At 68.0% G+C, this 17,607-nt stretch carries 14 protein-coding genes and 1 pseudogene; 7 read left to right on the forward strand and 8 right to left on the reverse strand.

The window, feature by feature from the left end; genetic code table 11:
• Positions 1–52 precede the first annotated feature (52 nt).
• Complete coding sequence (locus tag AB0F51_RS07625; RefSeq protein ID WP_360275613.1) at positions 53–589, forward strand: helix-turn-helix transcriptional regulator; 537 nt, start codon at positions 53–55, stop codon at positions 587–589.
• Between the two features lie 341 nt (positions 590–930).
• On the opposite strand, the gene AB0F51_RS07630 is transcribed toward AB0F51_RS07625, so the two are convergent.
• Positions 931–1,557, reverse strand: a complete 627-nt coding sequence (locus tag AB0F51_RS07630) for a TetR/AcrR family transcriptional regulator (RefSeq protein WP_360275616.1) — start codon at positions 1,555–1,557, stop codon at positions 931–933.
• 142 nt (positions 1,558–1,699) lie between these two features.
• Here AB0F51_RS07630 and AB0F51_RS07635 point away from each other — a divergent pair, with 142 nt between their 5' ends.
• The 4 genes and pseudogenes from AB0F51_RS07635 (at position 1,700) to AB0F51_RS07650 (ending at position 4,765) form a co-directional block, all read left to right on the forward strand.
• Positions 1,700–2,599 (forward strand): alpha/beta fold hydrolase, encoded by a 900-nt coding sequence (locus AB0F51_RS07635; RefSeq protein WP_360275619.1) that lies wholly within the window; start codon positions 1,700–1,702, stop codon positions 2,597–2,599.
• Positions 2,586–3,329, forward strand: coding sequence for a maleylpyruvate isomerase family mycothiol-dependent enzyme (locus AB0F51_RS07640; RefSeq protein WP_360275622.1), 744 nt, complete (start codon positions 2,586–2,588; stop codon positions 3,327–3,329). The genes AB0F51_RS07635 and AB0F51_RS07640 overlap by 14 nt, the downstream gene beginning before the upstream one ends.
• Positions 3,316–3,963: pseudogene (locus AB0F51_RS07645) on the forward strand (MBL fold metallo-hydrolase); the annotation flags it as partial. The gene AB0F51_RS07640 and the pseudogene AB0F51_RS07645, both read left to right, overlap by 14 nt.
• A 268-nt stretch (positions 3,964–4,231) precedes the next feature.
• A complete protein-coding gene (locus AB0F51_RS07650) occupies positions 4,232–4,765 on the forward strand; it encodes a GNAT family N-acetyltransferase (protein WP_360275625.1) in 534 nt (177 codons plus the stop codon).
• 213 nt (positions 4,766–4,978) lie between these two features.
• On the opposite strand, the gene AB0F51_RS07655 is transcribed toward AB0F51_RS07650, so the two are convergent.
• Complete coding sequence (locus AB0F51_RS07655) at positions 4,979–5,905, reverse strand: SDR family NAD(P)-dependent oxidoreductase (RefSeq protein WP_360275628.1); 927 nt, start codon at positions 5,903–5,905, stop codon at positions 4,979–4,981.
• Between the two features lie 101 nt (positions 5,906–6,006).
• Here AB0F51_RS07655 and AB0F51_RS07660 point away from each other — a divergent pair, with 101 nt between their 5' ends.
• A complete protein-coding gene (locus AB0F51_RS07660; RefSeq protein WP_360275631.1) occupies positions 6,007–6,681 on the forward strand; it encodes a TetR family transcriptional regulator in 675 nt (224 codons plus the stop codon).
• Between the two features lie 463 nt (positions 6,682–7,144).
• Positions 7,145–9,118 carry a CocE/NonD family hydrolase gene (locus AB0F51_RS07665; RefSeq protein ID WP_360275634.1) on the forward strand — a complete coding sequence of 658 codons (1,974 nt, stop codon included), beginning with the start codon at positions 7,145–7,147 and terminating at the stop codon, positions 9,116–9,118.
• 42 nt (positions 9,119–9,160) lie between these two features.
• Here the strand turns inward: AB0F51_RS07665 and AB0F51_RS07670 are convergent, their stop codons facing one another.
• Genes AB0F51_RS07670 through AB0F51_RS07695 form a run of 6 tightly spaced genes read right to left on the reverse strand, consistent with a single transcriptional unit; the run spans position 9,161 to position 17,606 of the window.
• A complete protein-coding gene (locus AB0F51_RS07670) occupies positions 9,161–10,336 on the reverse strand; it encodes a glycosyltransferase (protein WP_360275636.1) in 1,176 nt (391 codons plus the stop codon).
• Position 10,337: 1 nt separating this feature from the next.
• Positions 10,338–12,932, reverse strand: coding sequence for a glycosyltransferase (locus AB0F51_RS07675; protein WP_360275639.1), 2,595 nt, complete (start codon positions 12,930–12,932; stop codon positions 10,338–10,340).
• The gene (locus AB0F51_RS07680; protein ID WP_360275641.1) at positions 12,929–14,230 is read right to left on the reverse strand and encodes a nucleotide sugar dehydrogenase; all 1,302 of its coding nucleotides are present in this window, start codon (positions 14,228–14,230) and stop codon (positions 12,929–12,931) included. The genes AB0F51_RS07675 and AB0F51_RS07680 overlap by 4 nt, the downstream gene beginning before the upstream one ends.
• A gap of 25 nt (positions 14,231–14,255) precedes the next feature.
• On the reverse strand, positions 14,256–15,512 hold the full coding sequence (locus tag AB0F51_RS07685) for an acyltransferase (RefSeq protein WP_360275644.1): 1,257 nt from the start codon (positions 15,510–15,512) through the stop codon (positions 14,256–14,258).
• 4 nt (positions 15,513–15,516) lie between these two features.
• Positions 15,517–16,578, reverse strand: a complete 1,062-nt coding sequence (gene wecB, locus AB0F51_RS07690) for a UDP-N-acetylglucosamine 2-epimerase (non-hydrolyzing) (protein ID WP_360275647.1) — start codon at positions 16,576–16,578, stop codon at positions 15,517–15,519.
• Positions 16,575–17,606: a Gfo/Idh/MocA family oxidoreductase gene (locus tag AB0F51_RS07695; RefSeq protein WP_360275650.1), complete on the reverse strand. Its 1,032-nt coding sequence runs from the start codon at positions 17,604–17,606 to the stop codon at positions 16,575–16,577. Before AB0F51_RS07695 ends, wecB begins: the two co-directional genes overlap by 4 nt.
• Position 17,607 lies beyond the last annotated feature (1 nt).

The following is a 17,607-nucleotide window of genomic DNA, read 5'->3' on the forward strand; positions in this document are numbered from 1 at the left end:
AGAAACCTACCGTTTGCATTTGCAATTTGCAAACCGCAATCCGGAGTCGTCTGTGAGCGATCTCTACGACCGGAACCGCAAGCTCCAGTACGAGTGGTACGGCGAGCCCCTGGGCGACCGCTTCCGCCGGCTGCTCGATGAGCTCGGCTACTCCCAGGTCCAGCTCGCCGGCGTACTCGGCCTGTCCGCGCCGATGCTGTCACAGCTGATGTCCGGCCAGCGGGCCAAGATCAGCAACCCGGCCGTGCTGATGCGGCTCCACGAACTGGAGGCCACGGCGAGCCAGCCGGGGTGGAGCAACCTGTCGCCGGCCGAGCAGGAGCGCAGACTCGAGGAGATCCGCGGATTGCAGCGGACGACCCTCACCGTCGACCACGCCGTACCGGCCCCCGCGGCACCGGCCGCCTCGATCGATCCGGTAGCAACAATTCAGTCGGTACTGCGCGACGTCGCCTCCGCCAGCGAGATCGAGGGGGCGGCCGACTTGCTCGCCGACCGGTACCCGGAACTGGCGGAAGCCCTCCGCGTACTGGGCACCGGCCGCACACAGGACGCTCGCGCCTACTACGCACGAATCACCGGCCGCTAGCTAGTACTACGCCCCACGCGCCCGCCACCTACGCTCCTCCGTCGCTCCGGTTCTGGGACGCTCCCCCCACCCCTTGGTTTGGCGCTCCTACGTCGCGCGATTTGCGACTACCTCACGCCCGGCTGATCCGCCTTCGGTGGACTCACCCACGCGCCCGCCACCTCCGCTCCTGCGTCGCTGCGGTTCTGGGCGCTCCCACCCCACCCTCGGTTTTGGCGCTCCTGCGTCGCGCGATCCGACAGCCTCACGCCAGCGAGACCCGAGTCCGGCAGCAAGACGGGCGGGCTGGAACAGGTCTGAGGGAGGTCGGGCGCACCAGGCGCGATTGCGACGATCCAGCCTCAGATGTTGTCTGGCGATGCCTGCGGCAGTACTCCGACAAGGCCGGCGCGGACGGTGTCCCTGAACAGCTGCTCTGGAGTCGTTCGTGCGGATGACGCCGAGAGCGCAGCCAAGGCCGGGTAGTCGCTCTCGGTGACGGATACCCGCCGCTCGTCGTCCCCTGGATCCACGGGCGCGAGGTCGCTCTCGATACTGCCCACGATGAGTGACAGGAGGACCCTGAAAGCAACCAGAAGCCGACGACCTGTCAGGGTTGTCGTGCCAAGCTCGACGGCGAGGAGTTCTCCCAACCGGAGGGCAGACGGGGCGTCGGTGCGCCGGGTCAGGGTGAGCCGTGCGGCATGAGGGTGTCGCCGCAGCACCTTCCAGGCGGCGACGCAGAGATCCTCGATCCGCGTCGCCGGATCGGGCGCTGGGGTGGGAATCTCGACCTCTGAGAAGACTGCGTCGACAACAAGTGCTTCGAGGTCGGCGCGATCTTGGACATGGCCGTAGAGGGTCATTGGCCCGGTGCCCAGTTCTGCGGCGACGTTTCTCATGGTGAGGGCATCGAGCCCGTGCTGGTCTACCAGCACGAGCGCGGCGTTTTGAACTTGGGCCCTGCTGAACTTCGGGGGTCTCCCCACTGGCCCTCCATCTGATGCGTAGAGCGGTCGACTCGCGAGACATCGTCCCACCGGCCGCGCCAGACGTGACCGTCGCGGCCACGGCCTTGACAGCGATAAACTGCAATCGTAGTTTACGTACAACGTACCGAAAGGGAGATTGATGCCTCACCATCCCACTCGGCGCAGTGACTTCGCTGTCGACGGAACTCGCTGTGCCGCCTGGTTGACGCGTCCGGCAGGGCGCGGACCCCACCCGGTGGTCGTGCTCGTGCACGGACTAGGGGCCAACCACACGATGAAGCTGGAGCAGTACGAGCAGGGTTTCGCCCAGGCAGGGATAGCGGTCCTAGCGTTCGATTTCCGCCATCTCGGCGAGTCCGAAGGTGACCCTCGACAGCGCGTCTCCATGCGTCGGCACCGACGGGATGTGCATGGTGCCCTTGATCACGTGCGCGCCCTCCCGGACCTCGACGCCGCCCGGGTCGCGCTCTGGGGCACCAGCCTGGGTGCAATGCACGTGGTCAGAGTCGCGTCCGAACGCCAGGACCTCGCTGCCGCAGTGGTGCAGTGCCCGATCGTCTTCGGCCCGGGAGCGGCAGCGACCTCCGGTCTCGCACCGATCCTCAGGCTGACTCCTGCGATCCTCGATGACGCTCTGCGCGGGATCCTTGGGCTGTCGCGCCGCTACGTCAAGATCGTCGGCGAGCGAGGTGAGCGAGCCATCGTGGGCGCTCCAGGGGCGCAGGAGGGTTGGAACTCGACGGTCTCGCGGGGAGGGACTTTCGTCAACGAGGTCACAGCAGCCAGCGCACTCGGACTCGTGTCGACAACCGCTACCCGCCACGCACGTCGAGTGACAGCACCGTTGCTTGTCTGTGTCTCCGACAACGAAGGGCTGATGAGCCCCAAGCATGCCGTCACCGTCGCTGAGCGTGCGCCACGCGGTGAGCGCAGGCACTACGCGGCCGATCACTTCGAGGTCTACCACCCGCCGATCCTTGAATCGGTACTCGCCGACCAGACGGCCTTCCTGAGGAGGCACCTCCATGTCGAGCCATGACGTGCTGCGCGCCAACGACATCCGTTTCCTCGCGCAGGCAGAGAAGCTCTTGGACAGCGACTGGTACCGGCCGAGCCTGTGCGCGGGGTGGTCCAATCTTGACGTCCTAGCCCACCTCGTCGTCGGCTGCAGCGTGCCCGCATCGGTGCTGATCGGGCAGGTCCTTCGGCATCGCGGCTCCTTCGATCGCGCGAACGATGCCGTCACCCACAGGCTCGCCCGGTCATCGACTCCTAGCGAGTTGCTCAAAAGGTACGAACTGCTGGTGAGCAAGCCGGAGGGAATCGGCAAGCTCTTTCCCAGCGCCCTGCTCACCGGGGACCACGTCCTGCACGAGATCGACATCCTGCTCCCACTCGGACAAGAGCCGGCGATCGAACGCGCTGCCCTCATCGCCGTGCTGAACACCGAGGTGAACCACCCCAACCCGTTCGTCCCCGCCCACCGGACCGCCAAGGGGCTGCGCCTGGTCGCCTCTGACATCAACTGGTCAACGGGCCCCGCATCCGGTCCGGTCGTCGAGGGCCCGGGCTGGGCCATCGCATCCGTCCTGGCCAATCGACCCCACGCGCTGGACCGCCTCGAGGGGCCAGGTGTTCACGTCCTCACGAGGCGCCTGCGTGCGAATGGCCACGTGCGATCGGCCGACGAGCTCGGGCTCGGGCCCGGTGCCGAGTCACGTACGAGATCAAGACGTGCAGTTCAGGAAAGCGCCCATGACCGGGAGTGAGATCGGAGGCAGCTCGCCTGGTCGTCGGCCGCGCGCCGGTGGCAGCATCCATGCGAGGCCGCCTTCAGTTCAGGTCGGCCCCGACACCGTGATCGCGCTCGCCGACGGCGCAGGCCCCTTTTTCTCCCCCAGGTCGGAGGCGTTTCCCGGCGCCACCACCGAACAGTGGGCGGCGGCAGACCAGCTCGATCCAGGCGCGCTCGACGCCGACGGGCGCTGGCTGCTCCAGTTCCGAGCGTTCGCGATCCGCAGCGACCATGGCGTAACGCTGGTCGCCGCAGGGATCGGCCCCGCCGACAGCCCGGCGGCGTCGTGGGCGCCCGTGCCCGGGGCGCTCCCGGCTTCGTTGGCCGCGGCGGGCATCGAACTGCCCGAGGTAGACACCGTGGTGCTCACCCATCTCCACACCGATCACGTGGGCTGGGCCGTCCTCGCCGGCGAGCAGAAGAGGCCGTTCTTCCCGAATGCCGAATACCTGGTGCAACGAGCCGAGCTCGACACCCCGCTGCGCAGCGGTGAGCGCGTGGTTGCCACTCCAGGTCACACGCCCGGGCACCAGAGCGTGCTCGTCGGGTACGGGCAAGAACTGGTCGCCGTCACCGGTGACCTGCTTGTGCACGCGATACAGCTGCTCCACCCCGAGGTCACCTACGCCCACGAGGTGGATCCTGAGCAGGCAAGGGCCTCAAGGGAGCAAGTGCTCCACAGCCAGGCCGACAGCAATCTTTACCTCGCGACCCCGCACCTGACGGAGCCGTTCATCGCCCTGCCCCACCCCGGCGGAGCCGGTCCCTCCGCGCGCGCGCAACGGTCGGATCCCGTGGCGCCAACGGCCACGACTCGTCGCTCTAGAGGGCGTGGGCGCGTCCGACCGCGCCACGGGGCGTGTGACAATCGGGGGCGTGGAAACCACCTCCCTGTCCACCAGCCGGCTGGTCCTGTCGGTTCCGGCGGCCGAGGATGCGGAGGCCATCTTCACGATCGCGGGCGACCGCGCCACCGTTGCACACAACCCGTCCGACCTTCTGGCTGACGTTGTCGAGGCGCAGGAACTCGTCAACCGATGGATCCAGCATTGGCGAGACAGAGGTCTCGGATACTGGTGCGTCCGCGAAACAGGTCAGCCCCGAGTGATCGGCTACTGCGGTGTGAAGGCAATGAGTGCTCACGGGCAGCCGGTGCTGAACCTCATTTACCGATTCGCGCCGGACGTCTGGGGCCGCGGCTATGCGACAGAAGCTGCAACCGCCGTCGTCGCTGGGGTTGCGGAGCGCCACCCGGATGCGACGATCATCGCGCGCGTGCGGCCCGCCAACCAAGGCTCCCAGAACGTGGCCCTCAAAGCGGGATTGCGGCGTGACCCGGCGATGGACGAGCCGGGCGAGGACGGCCTGGATCTCGCCTACACCAACCGCGTGGCGGCATCGAGTAGGTAAGCGCAAGGAAGACCTACTCGACTGACATCAATCGTGCACGACGCTCACTTGGGCAGTCCACGCCTTCGATTCACAGTCGCGCGACGCAGGAGCGCCAAAGCCACGGGTGGGTGGGAGCGTCCCAAAACCGGAGCGACGCAGGAGCGTAGGTGGCGGGTGCGTGGGGCGTCGTACCCGGAAAACGCCCCGGACGTGGTGCGTTGGGCGCGGTGGCTACTTGATTCGCTCGATTGGGTCCGGCTGGGGGTATTTCACGCCGGTGAGGTCTTCGGAGATGGTCCAGAGGCGTTGCTGGGTGGTTTTGTCGTGGGATTGTGGGCTGGAGGAGACCACGCGGGGGCTTCCGCGCAACTCGCCCAGTCCGCCAGGGCCGTAGTACTGGCCGCCGAGGACGGCTAGGTCGGTGGCGGCGCGGAGGCTTGGCAGTGCGCCGTTAGCGGCGTTTTGGCTGACCAAGGGGCCCACTATCGGTGCGAGGAAGCGCAGGGCTGCGGGAGCGTGGCGGACGAGTTCGGTGTTGGCGACGCCGGGGTGTGCGGCGACGGCGATCGTGGTGCCGTGCGGGGCGAGGCGGCGCTGCAGTTCGTAGGTGAACAGGAGGTTCGCGAGCTTCGACTGCCCATACGCCGCCATCCGGCTGTAGGACCGGTCCCACTGCAGGTCGTCGAAGTGGATAGCGGCGCCTCGCCAGCGGTGGCCGATGCTGCTGACGGTGACGACCCGGGAACCTGGCACGGGGAGCAGCAGGTCCAGCATCAGGCCCGTGAGGGCGAAGTGTCCGAGGTGGTTGGTGCCGAACTGGAGCTCGAACCCGTCCCGCGTGGTCTGCTTCGGCGGCTGCATCACGCCGGCATTGTTGATCAGCAGGTCGATCGAGGTGTGCTTGGTGTGGAGCTCTGCCGCGGCGTCGCGGACGGACTCCAGGGACGTCAGGTCCAGTGCCTGCACGCTGACGGAGCCGGACATGCGGGCGGCGGCCTGCTTGCCCTTCTCGACGTCGCGCACAGCCAGGACGACCGTTGCCCCGCGTTCTGCGAGGACCCGTGCGGTCTCGAAGCCCAGGCCTGTGTTGGCGCCGGTCACGACCGCCACCCGGCCCTTCTGGTCGGGGACGTCGCGCTCGGTCCACTTCTCGGTCATGGTCATGCTCCTCTTTTACGGACCGCTGGTCTCTTGTGGTTATGACCGTAAGAGACCGGAGGTCTGTTGTCAAGAGACTGTTGGTCTGTAAACTCCCGGATATGACGTTCCAGCGGGCGCGCAGCGAGGAGCAGCGGGAGATCCGGCGCCAGGCCATCCTCGACACGGCGATGGCGATGCTGGACGAGATGCCGGTATCCGAGGTGAGTCTCAACGAGCTGAGCCGCAGGGTCGGGCTGGCCAAGTCGAACGTGCTGCGGTACTTCGAGTCCCGCGAGGCGGTACTGCTCGAGTTGCTGGCCGGTGCCCTCCAGGCGTGGCTCGCGGAGTTGTCGGTCGAGCTCGCCGGCGGGGTCGATCCCCGTCTCTCGGCCAGGGAGCGTGGCGACCAGCTGGCTGCGGTTCTCAGCCGGTCCTTGGCGCGCCAAACTGTGCTGTGCGATCTGGCTAACGCGCAGGCGGGCGTGCTGGAACACAACGTGTCCGTGGACGTTGTCGTCCACCACAAGCGGGCTGCCATAGCCGCGCTCGGTACGGCAGCCGAGATGATCAGCCACCATGTGCCCGAGCTCGGCGACGACGCCAAAACGGTGTGCCGGATGACGCTGGTCCTGGCGGCCGCGCTGTCGGCGTACTGCCGGCCGTCCGCCAGCGCACTCGCCGCCTACAAGGTCGACCCCGCGCTGGCCCAACTCCAGCTGGACTTGAGCGCAGACGTTGAGAGCGCCGTGGCCTTGCTGATCGCAGGCGCCCTGACGAGGTCCGGCGTCCAATAGCCGACCTTCATCGCGCAAGCCCGAGCGCGGACCGCCGCTCGCTTCGCCTTTCCCCGCCAGTGCGCTTGCTCCGGCCCAGCGCCGTCGAGATGCTGCCTGGCAGCTGATCAGCACATTGGCTGGTCCACTGACGGGCGTGCATTGGCGGCCACGTGTGGGAGTTGCCCGAGACCGGGGTCCGGCAAGCGTGAGGCCGTCGCACCTCGCGCGACGCAGGAGCGCTAAAACCAAGGGTGGGGTGGGAGTGCCCAGAACCGGAGCGACGTAGGAGCGGAGGTGGCGGGCGCGTGGGCGTAGTACGGCGGCGTGAAGTATTACCCGTGCTTTCCACGGAAAGTGATCGGGGGCGTGGGATTAGTGAAGACAACGGTGTCAGGTTCTGCCTATGGTGCAGCCACCACAACGGCCCTGTCGAGGGAGGGCTGTGGTGCCTTTACCCACCGCCTACAGGGGAGAGACACGCATGCGCAGAGCTCGAAACCGTTCGAGAACCGCGTTCCGGGCCGGGGTCGCACTGGTTGCGGCTGCCGTACTGGTGCCGCCGGCTTCGCTGACCGCGACTGCCCGGCCCGCCACACCGATTGATGCCGCTCAGGAGGCAGCGTCCAAGCCGTTCGTCCAGGGGACCCAGACCGTCGCCGCCTACGACTACGACAACGCGATCCACGAGCGCGTCCAGGTCGATGTGCCCGGGATCGACTCGGACGCGAATGGCGTCACCGACCAGCTCACCGTCGACATTGTCCGTCCGGGCGAGGCGGCGCAGGCTGGGATCGACGTACCGGTCATCATCCAGGCTTCGCCGTACTACGCGCGGGATCCGAAGACGTACTTCGATGCCAATGGCACCCGGCAGGTGTTTGGCAGCTGGCTGGACAACTACTTCGTACCGCGTGGTTACGCGGTCGCCTTCGTCGACATGCCGGGCACGTTCCGGTCGACCGGTTGCAGTGACGTCGGCGGCGACTTCGAGGTCCGCGGCTCCAAGGCGGTCATCGACTGGCTGAACAACCGCGTTGCCGCGCACACCCCGGCCGGCGCACCGGTGAAGGCCGACTGGTCGACCGGTAAGGCCGGCATGATCGGTGGCTCGTGGAACGGCACGATCGCCAACTCTGTCGCCAGTACCGGCGTGAAGGGGCTGGAGACGATTGTCCCGATCGCCGCGATCTCCAGCTGGTACGACTACACCCGCGGTCACGGGGTGCCCTTCTACGACGAGTACATGGGCTTCCTGCACGACTACGTCAGCAACGACGCCAGCCCCCGGTGTGTCGAGCTGACCGGCGAGATCGAGCAGGACTCGGACACCCGGACCGGCAGCTACAGCCGCTGGTGGGATCCGCGGAACTACCGTCTCGACGCGAGCAAGGTGAAGGCGTCGGTGTTCGTCGTACACGGCCTCGACGACGAGAACGTGAAGACCCGACAGTTCGGCGAGTGGTGGGACGAGCTGGTCAAGAACGGCGTACCGCGGAAAATCTTCCTGCACCAGGGTGTGCACCTGGACGGGTTCACCTTCCGGGACACGTACGTCGAGCAGCTGCACCCGTGGTTCGACTACTGGCTGCAAGGCCTGCAGAACAACGTGATGAAGAGCCCTCAGGCGACCATCCAGCGTGAGGACGGCAGCTTCACCACCGAGGCGCGTTGGCCGGCCGTCGGAGTGAAGAGCACGAAGCTTGCCCTGAGCAAGGGATCTGGTACCGGCGGGCTGTCCATTGCAGCCCCGAGCAGTGAGCCGGTCAGCTTCACCGGGACGGACAAGGAGTCCGTCGACGCCGTCGTCCTCGATCCGTCGACGCCGCGATCCGACCGTGCGGTGTTCGTCAGCAACGACCTGGCCCAGCCGGTGCGCGTCTCCGGTACCGGCAAGGTGACGGTCCGGGTCAAGGTCAACAAGGTTGCCGCAGGCATCAAAGCTCGGCTGGTCGACTACGGTACGGCGACCCGCTACACCAACGTGACGAACGTCCCGAACACCAGCAAGTGCTGGGGTGACGGCAACGCGCTCGACACCGGCTGCTACCCCGAGACCAAGATCAACACGGCCGTCTCGAACACCGCGGTCGTGGTCCGGACGCTCGCCGACGTCGGCCACTACCGGTCGCTGGAGAAGAAGGAGTCGCTGCAGTCCGGCAAGTGGTACGACCTGACGTTCGAGCTGAACGCGGACGACGTCGTGTTCGCCGCCGGCCACCGCCTCGGCCTGGTCCTGACCGTCGAACCCGACAACCCGTCGATCCCGTTCACCGGCGCGACAATCACCCTCGACCCCACCAAGTCGTCGCTAACGCTGCCGCTCACCGGCGCCACAGCAAGCCTCAACGCCCCCGAGTCCTCCCAAGCCCGCATCCCGGCCACCGACCTGGCCCAGCCCGAGCCCGAGAAGGACCCAGTCAAACTGATGGAACAGTTCGTAGAAGCCTCGCGCTAAACAGCAAGAAGGCCCCGGCACCAGCCGGGGCCTTCCGAGGCGTCAGTTCGAAGCGTTGGCGGGCGGCTTGGTCAACGTCGAGTACGCCGATACCAGCAGCTCTGAATCGTGTTCCCAGTTGAGTTCGGCGGCGGCGGCTCGTACTCCGGCTACGTAGCTGGTGTAGTCGGCGATTAGGGAGCGCACCGCCGCAGTTAGCGATGCCGCGTTGCCAGGTTCATAAAGCGTGCCCAACCCGTACTTCGTGATGACGGCCCGCAACTCAGGTAGGTCTGCGGCCACGACCGGTACTCCGGCGCGTACGGCGTGGAACAGTTTGTTGGGGAGGGCTAGGCGGTGGTTTTCGCAGGTGTTTGTCAGTGTGACAAGGGAAATGCCTGACTCCTGCAGGACCCGGTCGACGCCGTCGATCGAGGTTTCCGGGACTTTCTGGACCGGGCCGAGGTCGAGGCGGTAGTTCGGGTCGACCGAACCCATCAGCAGCGTCGGGAAAGGTGCTAGCTGGCGAGCGGCCTCGACGACGGCAGGTAGGTCGCGGCCTGCACCCACGCGACCGGCGTACAGCAGTCCGGTCGGTGAGGGAGGCAGTTCGGGTGCCACTGAGGGGCGCGGGAACGTGTTGCGGATGACCCGCACGTCCGGGAGTCCGCGTTCGCGCAAGCGCTGCGCGATCCCGTCGCTGACCGTGAAGACCACGGCAGCCTGACGCGCCAGGCCGAGCTCGTACTTGCGCCCGCGCACCCGCCACAACGGCGTCGGCCGGCCAGGCAGTGCACGGTCGAACCACAGCTCATGAGTGTCGTAAACCAAAGTCGCTGACCACTGAGAAGCGAACGAAGCTGCCAGCTCCAGCGTGTTGAAGTCGTGCGCATGCACCACCTCGAAGGGCTCCAGCTCCGCCAGTCGCGCAGCGGCCGCAGTACGCCATTGCTTCTCGGTGCGAAGCCGGTGCTCCGGTAGCAGCAGCCAGCGGCCGAACCGCTGCACGAGCACTTTGACGCCACGCTGCCCATGGCCGACCGCGGGACCACTACCGCCCCGAAGGCCGGCCGAGCGGGAGACCGACTCGACGGTCGCGCCGCCTTCCATGGTGAAGCCTTCTGGCACGTCACGGCCGACCACGTGAACCGTGTGACCGGCTCCCGTCAGCGCCGCGGCCTCGCGCAGGATTCGCGAGTCGCCCGCGATCGGGGACTGCGCAACCATCAAGATCCGCATATCAGCGGCCACCCAGGAACGGAAGGAGAACCTCGACGGACTTGCGGCCGTCGTGCAGCTCCCGGACGTACCGCGGTCCGGCATCCGCGGTCTTGCGGGCTTCCTCGCGCTCCGCGACCAGCCGCTCGATCACCTCGCCCAGGTCGTCCGGCGTCGCCTCGACGATCGGCAGCTCGGTCGGCAGCAGGGCGCGGACGTCATCCCCGACGTGTCCGACCGTGACTCGACCGGCCGCCATCGCCTCGCAGGCGAAGACGCCGTACGAGCCGAGCAGCAGCTGGTCGACGACGATGTCTGCGTCCTTGACCTTCGCCATCAGCTCCTGATGCGGAACGTCCTGCACCCGCTCGTACTTGATCAGGCCGCGAGCGTCGAGCTCGGTCAGCACCGGGTCGACGAAAGCCGAGCCCTTCAGCGCGCTGTCCGCAGGTGCGTGCAGCACGACCGGCACCTCACGGTCCATCACTGGCGCCGTAGAGGCCAGCTCGTCCACGTCCACGACGACCGGCAGCCACTCGCTCCCCTCGACGTACTCGAGCAAGTCAGGGGTGGTGACGAAACGCGGTCCCTCGTACTGCGCGAGGTGTTCGCTGATCAGGTCGTTGGCCGCCTGCAACCGATGAGTCAGCTCGTCGGACCGGTCACCGAAGGGCGAGAACTGGTACTTCGCCCGGTGCCGGGCCGGGTCGCGCACCTCGGACCCGTGGAAGACCAGACCGTGCTTGATACCGGCCGCGTCGAGCATCGGAACGTCCTCGTCCCACAGCTGCCCCGGCTGCTGACCGAACATAGGCTGGCCCGCCTCGAACAGCACGTGGGTGACGTTCTGCAGAGCCCACGCGGCCAGCGAAAGCTGCCAGCGCAAGTCCTCGCGGTACTGCGTGGCCGTCCCGGTCCGGTGCACCTTGAAGTCGTACTTGCCGCTCCCGGTGGTCAGCGACTCGGCAGCGATAGTCGGGACTTCCCGCTCCAGCGCGGTGGCCAAGAGATAGCCCTGGCCGGCGCTGTTGACCGGGCCGACCAGCAGTCGCCGTCCGGGCGCCTCGGAGTTGCCGTCCAGGACCGGCTCGAGCTGCGTCCGGCCGAGCATCTCGGTGTAGAGCGCGCGCAGCCTCTCGGCCTGCCCACTCCACGCCGCCTCCTGCTTGAACGCCGGGTCGGCCAGCCGCTCGCGGTACGAGTCGGTCCGGCTGAGCAGCAGCTTCGCCTTCTCGGCCAGATCGGCACTGTTCGCGGCCTGGAAGACCTCGCCGATCCCGGTCCGGGTGACGAACTCCTTCATGCTGGCCATGTCGCTCACCAGCACCGGCAGCCCACCCAGGCTGTACTCGAACAGCTTGTTCGGCATCGCCATCTCATGGTTCGGCGCCCGCAGCATCGGGATGATGCCGGCGTCCGCCGTCGCCAGGAACGCGGTCACCTCGGACGGCGCGACCGGGTGCAGGTAGTGCATCCGTTCCTCGACGCCGAGCTGGCCCGCGAGCTTGCGCAGTACGTCGACCGCGGGCTGGTTCGGAGTCGGTACGGCGACGATCGCCAGGTGCACACCTGGCATGCTCGGCAGCGCCTTGATCGCGGTCTCAATGCCCCGTACTGCGGTGATGCCGCCGCTGTAGACCAGCAACGGAACCTCTGCGGGCAGTCGCAGCTTGGCCCGGATGTCCAGCTCGATCTCGACCGACTCGGGGATGTCCGGCGTGTTCAGGATGACGGTCGGCTTGAGCGGGAGCTTGTGCTCCTTCTCCAACCGTTCGGCGATCGCCGAGCTGACGGTGACGACGCGGTCGGCGGCACCGATGTACTCACGCTCGTGGTTCGCCCAGGCGGCGATGAACTTGCGGGTGCGTGCGCCGTACCGGGCGATACCGGGCACGTACTCGTGCGCGTCGTAGACGACCTTCAGGTCCTTGCCGCGCAGCTTCGCCCGGCCGGCCGCGCGTGCGGCCACACCGATGACGTGCATGTCGTGCGCGTGGACGACGTCCGGCTCCAGCTGGTCGATCAGATCGCCGAACGCGAGTTCAAGGTCGATCGCCTCCGGGTGCACCCGCCGCCACCGGGCCGGCCAGGTGATGCGGTGGTTCACGCCGTCCCAGGCACGCCAAGCGGACTTGAACGGCTTGTCGAGCCCGCTGCCCAGACCCTTGCGGAGCAGGACTCCACGGCGGGCCGCCTGCCATCCGGCCCGGCGTACCAGGCGGGTGGCGACTCCGAGCTTGAAGCCCAGCTCGCCCTTCTTGGCCTGCATCGCGTGACCCGAGTCGGCCTTCAGCGCCTTGAGCCCTGCCTGAACCCGATAGGCGCGAGCCAGGTACGCCTGCTCGTTCGGGTACCCGACCAGCGGCGGACGCCAGTCGCGACGGCTCTTCCGGCTGGCCTTCCGCTGCTCCCGCAGGGTGAACGGCACCGCCACCCGGACGACCATCGCGCCGTCGAGCATCTCGCGGGACTGCCTGCCGTTCCCCGAGACCCCGAGCACAGTGACCTGTACTCCGGCTTCGGCCAGCGCTGCCGCCTCTTTGCGGACCCGGCTGTCGTTGGTGACCTCGTTCGCGACCAGCATCACCACCCGAAGTTCTTCCGGGGAACGCGTCACTGACGCACCGACCTTCCGATCACGATCCGACGGACACCCGCCCAGCGAGCCGCATCGGTCGCGTCGCGCCCGTCGACCAGCACCTGCACACCCGGCAACTCGGCCGGGGTCAGCTGCTTGTACTGCGGGTGGTCCGCCTGCAGCACGGCCGCGTCGACCGGATCACCCAGGTGGTACGCCGCGAATCCCAGGCCCTGCAGCTCCTCGTCGGAGTACATCGGGTCGTGCACGAGCACCTCGGCACCACGGGACTCGAGCGCCTCGACGGCCGGGAAGACACCGGAGAAGGCGGTCTCCTTGACCGAACCACGGTAGGACGCACCCAGTACGACGACGCGCGCGCCGGTCAGGTCGCCGTACGCGCCCTCGAGCAGACCGATGGTGTACTCCGGCATGGCGAGGTTCGCCTCGCGGGCGGCCCGGACGACGGTGGCCTCCGGGTCGGTCCACAGGTACAGCCGCGGGTAGACCGGGATGCAGTGGCCGCCGACCGCGATACCGGGCCGGTGAATATGGCTGTAGGGCTGCGAGTTCGAGGCCGCGATCACCTGGTGGATGTCGATGCCGTTCTGCCCGGCGAACCGGGCGAACTGGTTGGCCAGGCCGATGTTGACGTCGCGGTAGGTGGTCTCGGCGAGCTTCGCCAGCTCTGCCGCCTCGGCGGAGCCGAGGTCCCAGACGCCGTTGCCGCGCTCCAGGTCGGGGCGCTCGTCGAAGTCCAACACGGCTTCGTAGAACTCGGTGGCGCGCTTGGCGCCCTCCTCGGACAGCCCGCCGACCAGCTTCGGGTACTTGCGCAGGTCCGCGAAGATCCGGCCGGTGAGCACCCGCTCCGGCGAGAACACCAGGTGGAAGTCGGTGCCCTCGGTCAGGCCGGAGATCTCCTCCAGCATCGGCTTCCACCGGTTCCGGGTGGTGCCGACCGGCAGGGTGGTCTCGTAGCTGACCAGGGTGCCTGGGCTCAGGTGCGCGGCCAGTGAGCGGGTGGCGTTCTCCATCCAGCCGAACTCGGGCTCGCCGGTCTGCTCGTCGACGTACAGGGGCACGACCACGACGACCGCGTCGCTGCCCGGGATGGCGTCGGCGTAGTCGGTGGTCGCCCGCAGCCGGCCGTCGGCCACGGTCTCGGCGAGCAGCTCGCCCAGGCGTGCCTCACCCGGGAACGGCTCCTGGCCGGCGTTCACCTGTTCGACCATCGCCGGGTTGATGTCGACGCCGATGACCTGATGACCCTTGGCCGCGAACTGGACCGCCAACGGCAGTCCGATCTTGCCTAGGCCGACAACACTGACACGCACAGGAACTCCACTGAGTAGTGATTCTTCATCGGGGACCCCGCAGCTTGCGTTCCAGCGGGTGCTCGACGAACTTGTACAGCAGCCACGAGGCAAAGACCGAGATGGCGCAGATCCCGGCGTACCAGGTCAGGTTCGACCAGCCGACCGGGCCGGCCACACCGTGGTACTCCTTGATCGCGTACAGGATGGTGGCGTGCACCAGGTAGAAGGCGTACGACCACTTGCCCAGGGCAACCAACGGGCGGCTGCGCAGCAGTGACCGGCCGCCGCGGGTGTCCCGGGAGGCGACGGCCAGCAGGAGGAAGCCGTACAGCAGCGTGAGGATTTCCTTCTGGGTCAGGCTCATCGTGACCGCGAACGGGACCTTGGCCGGGTGCTCACCGGAGTACCACAGGGTGAACAGGCCGACGGCGGTGACCAGGAAGGCGAACCAGACCGGGATGCGCGGCTTCCAGCCGGTCCGCAACATGATCGCCAGGCCGATACCGAACAAGAACGCGACCGAGTGCAGCACCGGCTGCGGCAGCACCGGTACGACGTCCTTGAAGTGGAACAACGCCAGCCGATAAGCCACGCCGATGACGATCACCGAGACACACAGGATGAAGCCACCGGTCCGCTTCAGCTTGACCGTGGCCCGCTGCATGAACGGGAAGTAGGCGTAGAAGAACGCCTCCACCGACAGCGTCCACGAGGCCGGGTTGCCGCCGTACAGGATGGCCGAGTCGTTCGACCAGCCCTGCAGCAGGAACACCGACAAGACGAGGACGGTGATCGAGAACGGCTTGATCCACCACATGTTCTCGGGCGGATCGAACCGGTAGAAGACGAACATCGCCGGGACCAGCGCGACGATGTGGGCCGGCCAGATCCGGGCGAACCGGCGGCGGTAGAAGGTCCGGACCTTCGTCCCCGGCTGGGCCGACCAGGTCAGCACGAAACCGGACAGCACGAAGAAGAACGTCACCCCGGAGGTGCCGTACTTCAGGAAGTCGTGGATCGGCAGCGGCGCCAGGTTGGTCATGTGGTGCGCGAAGACGAAGAACGCCGCCCACCAACGCAGACCGGTGAGCGACTCCACCCGCGGCAGCCGCTTGCGGGGGTCGGCCGGCGGCGGGCCGGACTCACCCGGGAAGGTGCTGACCGGAGCGCCCGGCGGCGGCGTGGCCGCGTCGTCGGTCTTCACCGTGTCGGTCGTAACGGTGTCGGTCGCAGAAAGGGCCGAAGCCGCCGACCCCGAGGACCCCGGGGTGGGCGGCTGGCTGTGTACGTCGGCGGTCACGTAGCTACTCCGTGAGAGCGGTGACGACACGCCCGGCGGCGTGCCCGTCTCCGTAGGGCATCGGGCGGTCGGCTACCGGCGCCGGCCGGGCGGCCAGCTCGGGCAGTTTGCTCATGTCGGACGTGAGGACGTTCCAGCCGTCCTCCAGCGTCTCGACCCATTCGGTCTCCGTGCGCAGCGTGGTGCAAACCCGGCCGAGCAGGAAGGCCTCCTTCTGCAGGCCACCGGAGTCGGTGACCACGCCGGACGAGCCCAGCACGGCCGCGACCATCTCCGGGTACGCCAGCGGCTCCCGGACATGCAGCGAACCGCCCGGACGCTCCAGCTTGATGCCCTGCTCCGCGCACTTGGCCACCAGCCGCGGGTGCGCCAGCAGCATGACCGGGTGACCGGCGTCGGCGAGACCGTCGACGATCGCTGCCAGCCGGTCCGGGTCGTCGGTGTTCTCGGCCCGGTGGATCGTCGCCACGACGTACTCCCCGGCCTTCAGGCCCTCGGGCAGGTCGAACGTGTTGTTCTTCGAGACCGCGTCGCGCACCCGGAAGCACACGTCCGTCATCACGTCGCCGACCAGTCGCGCCCGGTCCGTCAGGCCCTCGTTGGCCAGGTGGCCCATCGCCACCTGGGTCGGGACCAGCAGGATGTCGGCGGCGTGGTCGGTGAGGATCCGGTTGTGCTCCTCCGGCATCCGCCGGTTGAACGAGCGCAGCCCGGCCTCGAGGTGTGCCACCGGCAGGTGCATCTTCACCGCCGACAGGGTCCCGGCCAGCGTCGAGTTGGTGTCGCCGTACACGAGCACCCAGTCCGGCCGGTGCTCGTCCAGCACGGCGTCCAGCGCGGACAGCATCGCGCCGGTCTGCACTCCGTGGCTGCCGGAGCCCACCCCGAGGTGGACGTCCGGCGCCGGGATCCTCAGGTCGGCGAAGAACACGTCCGACATGTTCTTGTCATAGTGCTGGCCCGTGTGCACGATGACGTGCTCGTGCGCGGTGGCGGCGAACGCCTCCGCGATCGGGGCGAGCTTGACGAACTGCGGGCGGGCCCCGACGACGCTGAGGACCTTCATGACTGCGCGGCCCGCGCCCCTCCGCCGGCCGGCTCGTCGATCAGCTTGACCGACTTGCCGCCGTCGGCCGCCGACGCGATGACGGCTTCCGCGACGACCACGGTGGCCAGACCCTGCTGCAGGGTGACGATGTCCGTCTCCTTGCCCAGGACCGCGTCGCGGAACGCCTCGTGCTCGGCCTTCAGCGGCTCGGGCTTGGCGATCGCGTAGCGGATCATGTCGCCCTCGCTGACACCGCGGAAGTGCGCGACGTCGTCCCAGGCGGTCTGGACGGTGCCGTTGGCGTGGAAGGACAGGTCGGCCGTCAGGGTGTCGGCGATGAACGCGCCGCGCTCACCCGTGACCATGGTGAGCCGCTCCTTCATCGGAGACAGCCAGTTGACCAGGTGACTGGTCACGGTGCCGTCCTGCAGCCTGCCGGTGACGGCGATCAGGTCCTCGTACTGCCGGCCGCTCTTGTGCGCGCTCTGCGCGGACACCGAGGCGAACGGCGACTGGGTCACCCACGCGGTCAGGTCGATGTCGTGGGTGGCCAGGTCGAGCACCACGCCGACGTCGGCGATCCGGGACGGGAACGGGCCCTGACGGCGGGTGGTGATCTGGTAGATGTCACCCAGTTCACCGGCCGCGAGGCGGACCCGCAGCGCCTGCAGCGCCGGGTTGTACCGCTCGATGTGCCCGACGGCGCCGATCACGCCGGCGGCCTCGAAGGCCTTGGCGATCTCCTGAGCCTCGGCCGAGGAGCCGGCCAGCGGCTTCTCGATCATCGCGTGCACGCCGGCCTCGGCCAGCGCCTTGGCGATCTCGGTGTGGTACTGCGTCGGCACCGCGACCATGCAGTAGTCGATCCCGGCGGCGATCAGCTGCTCGATGTTCTCGTGCACCGGCAGGCCGTTGGCCACGCCGTGCTTGTCACCACCCGGGTCGGCGACGGCGACCAGGTCGACGCCCTCGAGCGAGCCCAGGACGCGGGCGTGGTGGCGGCCCATCATGCCCAGGCCGATCAGTCCGGCGCGCAGGTTCGCCATC

This window comes from Kribbella sp. NPDC023855, from assembly GCF_040639475.1.
In the GTDB taxonomy this organism is placed as follows: domain Bacteria; phylum Actinomycetota; class Actinomycetes; order Propionibacteriales; family Kribbellaceae; genus Kribbella.

Excerpts from the sequence above, each read along its gene's own strand:
- AB0F51_RS07665 (WP_360275634.1), top strand. The coding sequence starts at position 7,145 with ATGCGCAGAGCTCGAAACCGTTCGAGAACCGCGTTCCGGGCCGGGGTC.
- AB0F51_RS07640 (WP_360275622.1), top strand. The coding sequence starts at position 2,586 with ATGTCGAGCCATGACGTGCTGCGCGCCAACGACATCCGTTTCCTCGCG.
- AB0F51_RS07695 (WP_360275650.1), bottom strand. The coding sequence starts at position 17,606 with ATGGCGAACCTGCGCGCCGGACTGATCGGCCTGGGCATGATGGGCCGC.
- wecB (WP_360275647.1), bottom strand. The coding sequence starts at position 16,578 with ATGAAGGTCCTCAGCGTCGTCGGGGCCCGCCCGCAGTTCGTCAAGCTC.
- AB0F51_RS07670 (WP_360275636.1), bottom strand. The coding sequence starts at position 10,336 with ATGCGGATCTTGATGGTTGCGCAGTCCCCGATCGCGGGCGACTCGCGA.
- AB0F51_RS07655 (WP_360275628.1), bottom strand. The coding sequence starts at position 5,905 with ATGACCGAGAAGTGGACCGAGCGCGACGTCCCCGACCAGAAGGGCCGG.
- AB0F51_RS07635 (WP_360275619.1), top strand. The coding sequence starts at position 1,700 with ATGCCTCACCATCCCACTCGGCGCAGTGACTTCGCTGTCGACGGAACT.
- AB0F51_RS07660 (WP_360275631.1), top strand. The coding sequence starts at position 6,007 with ATGACGTTCCAGCGGGCGCGCAGCGAGGAGCAGCGGGAGATCCGGCGC.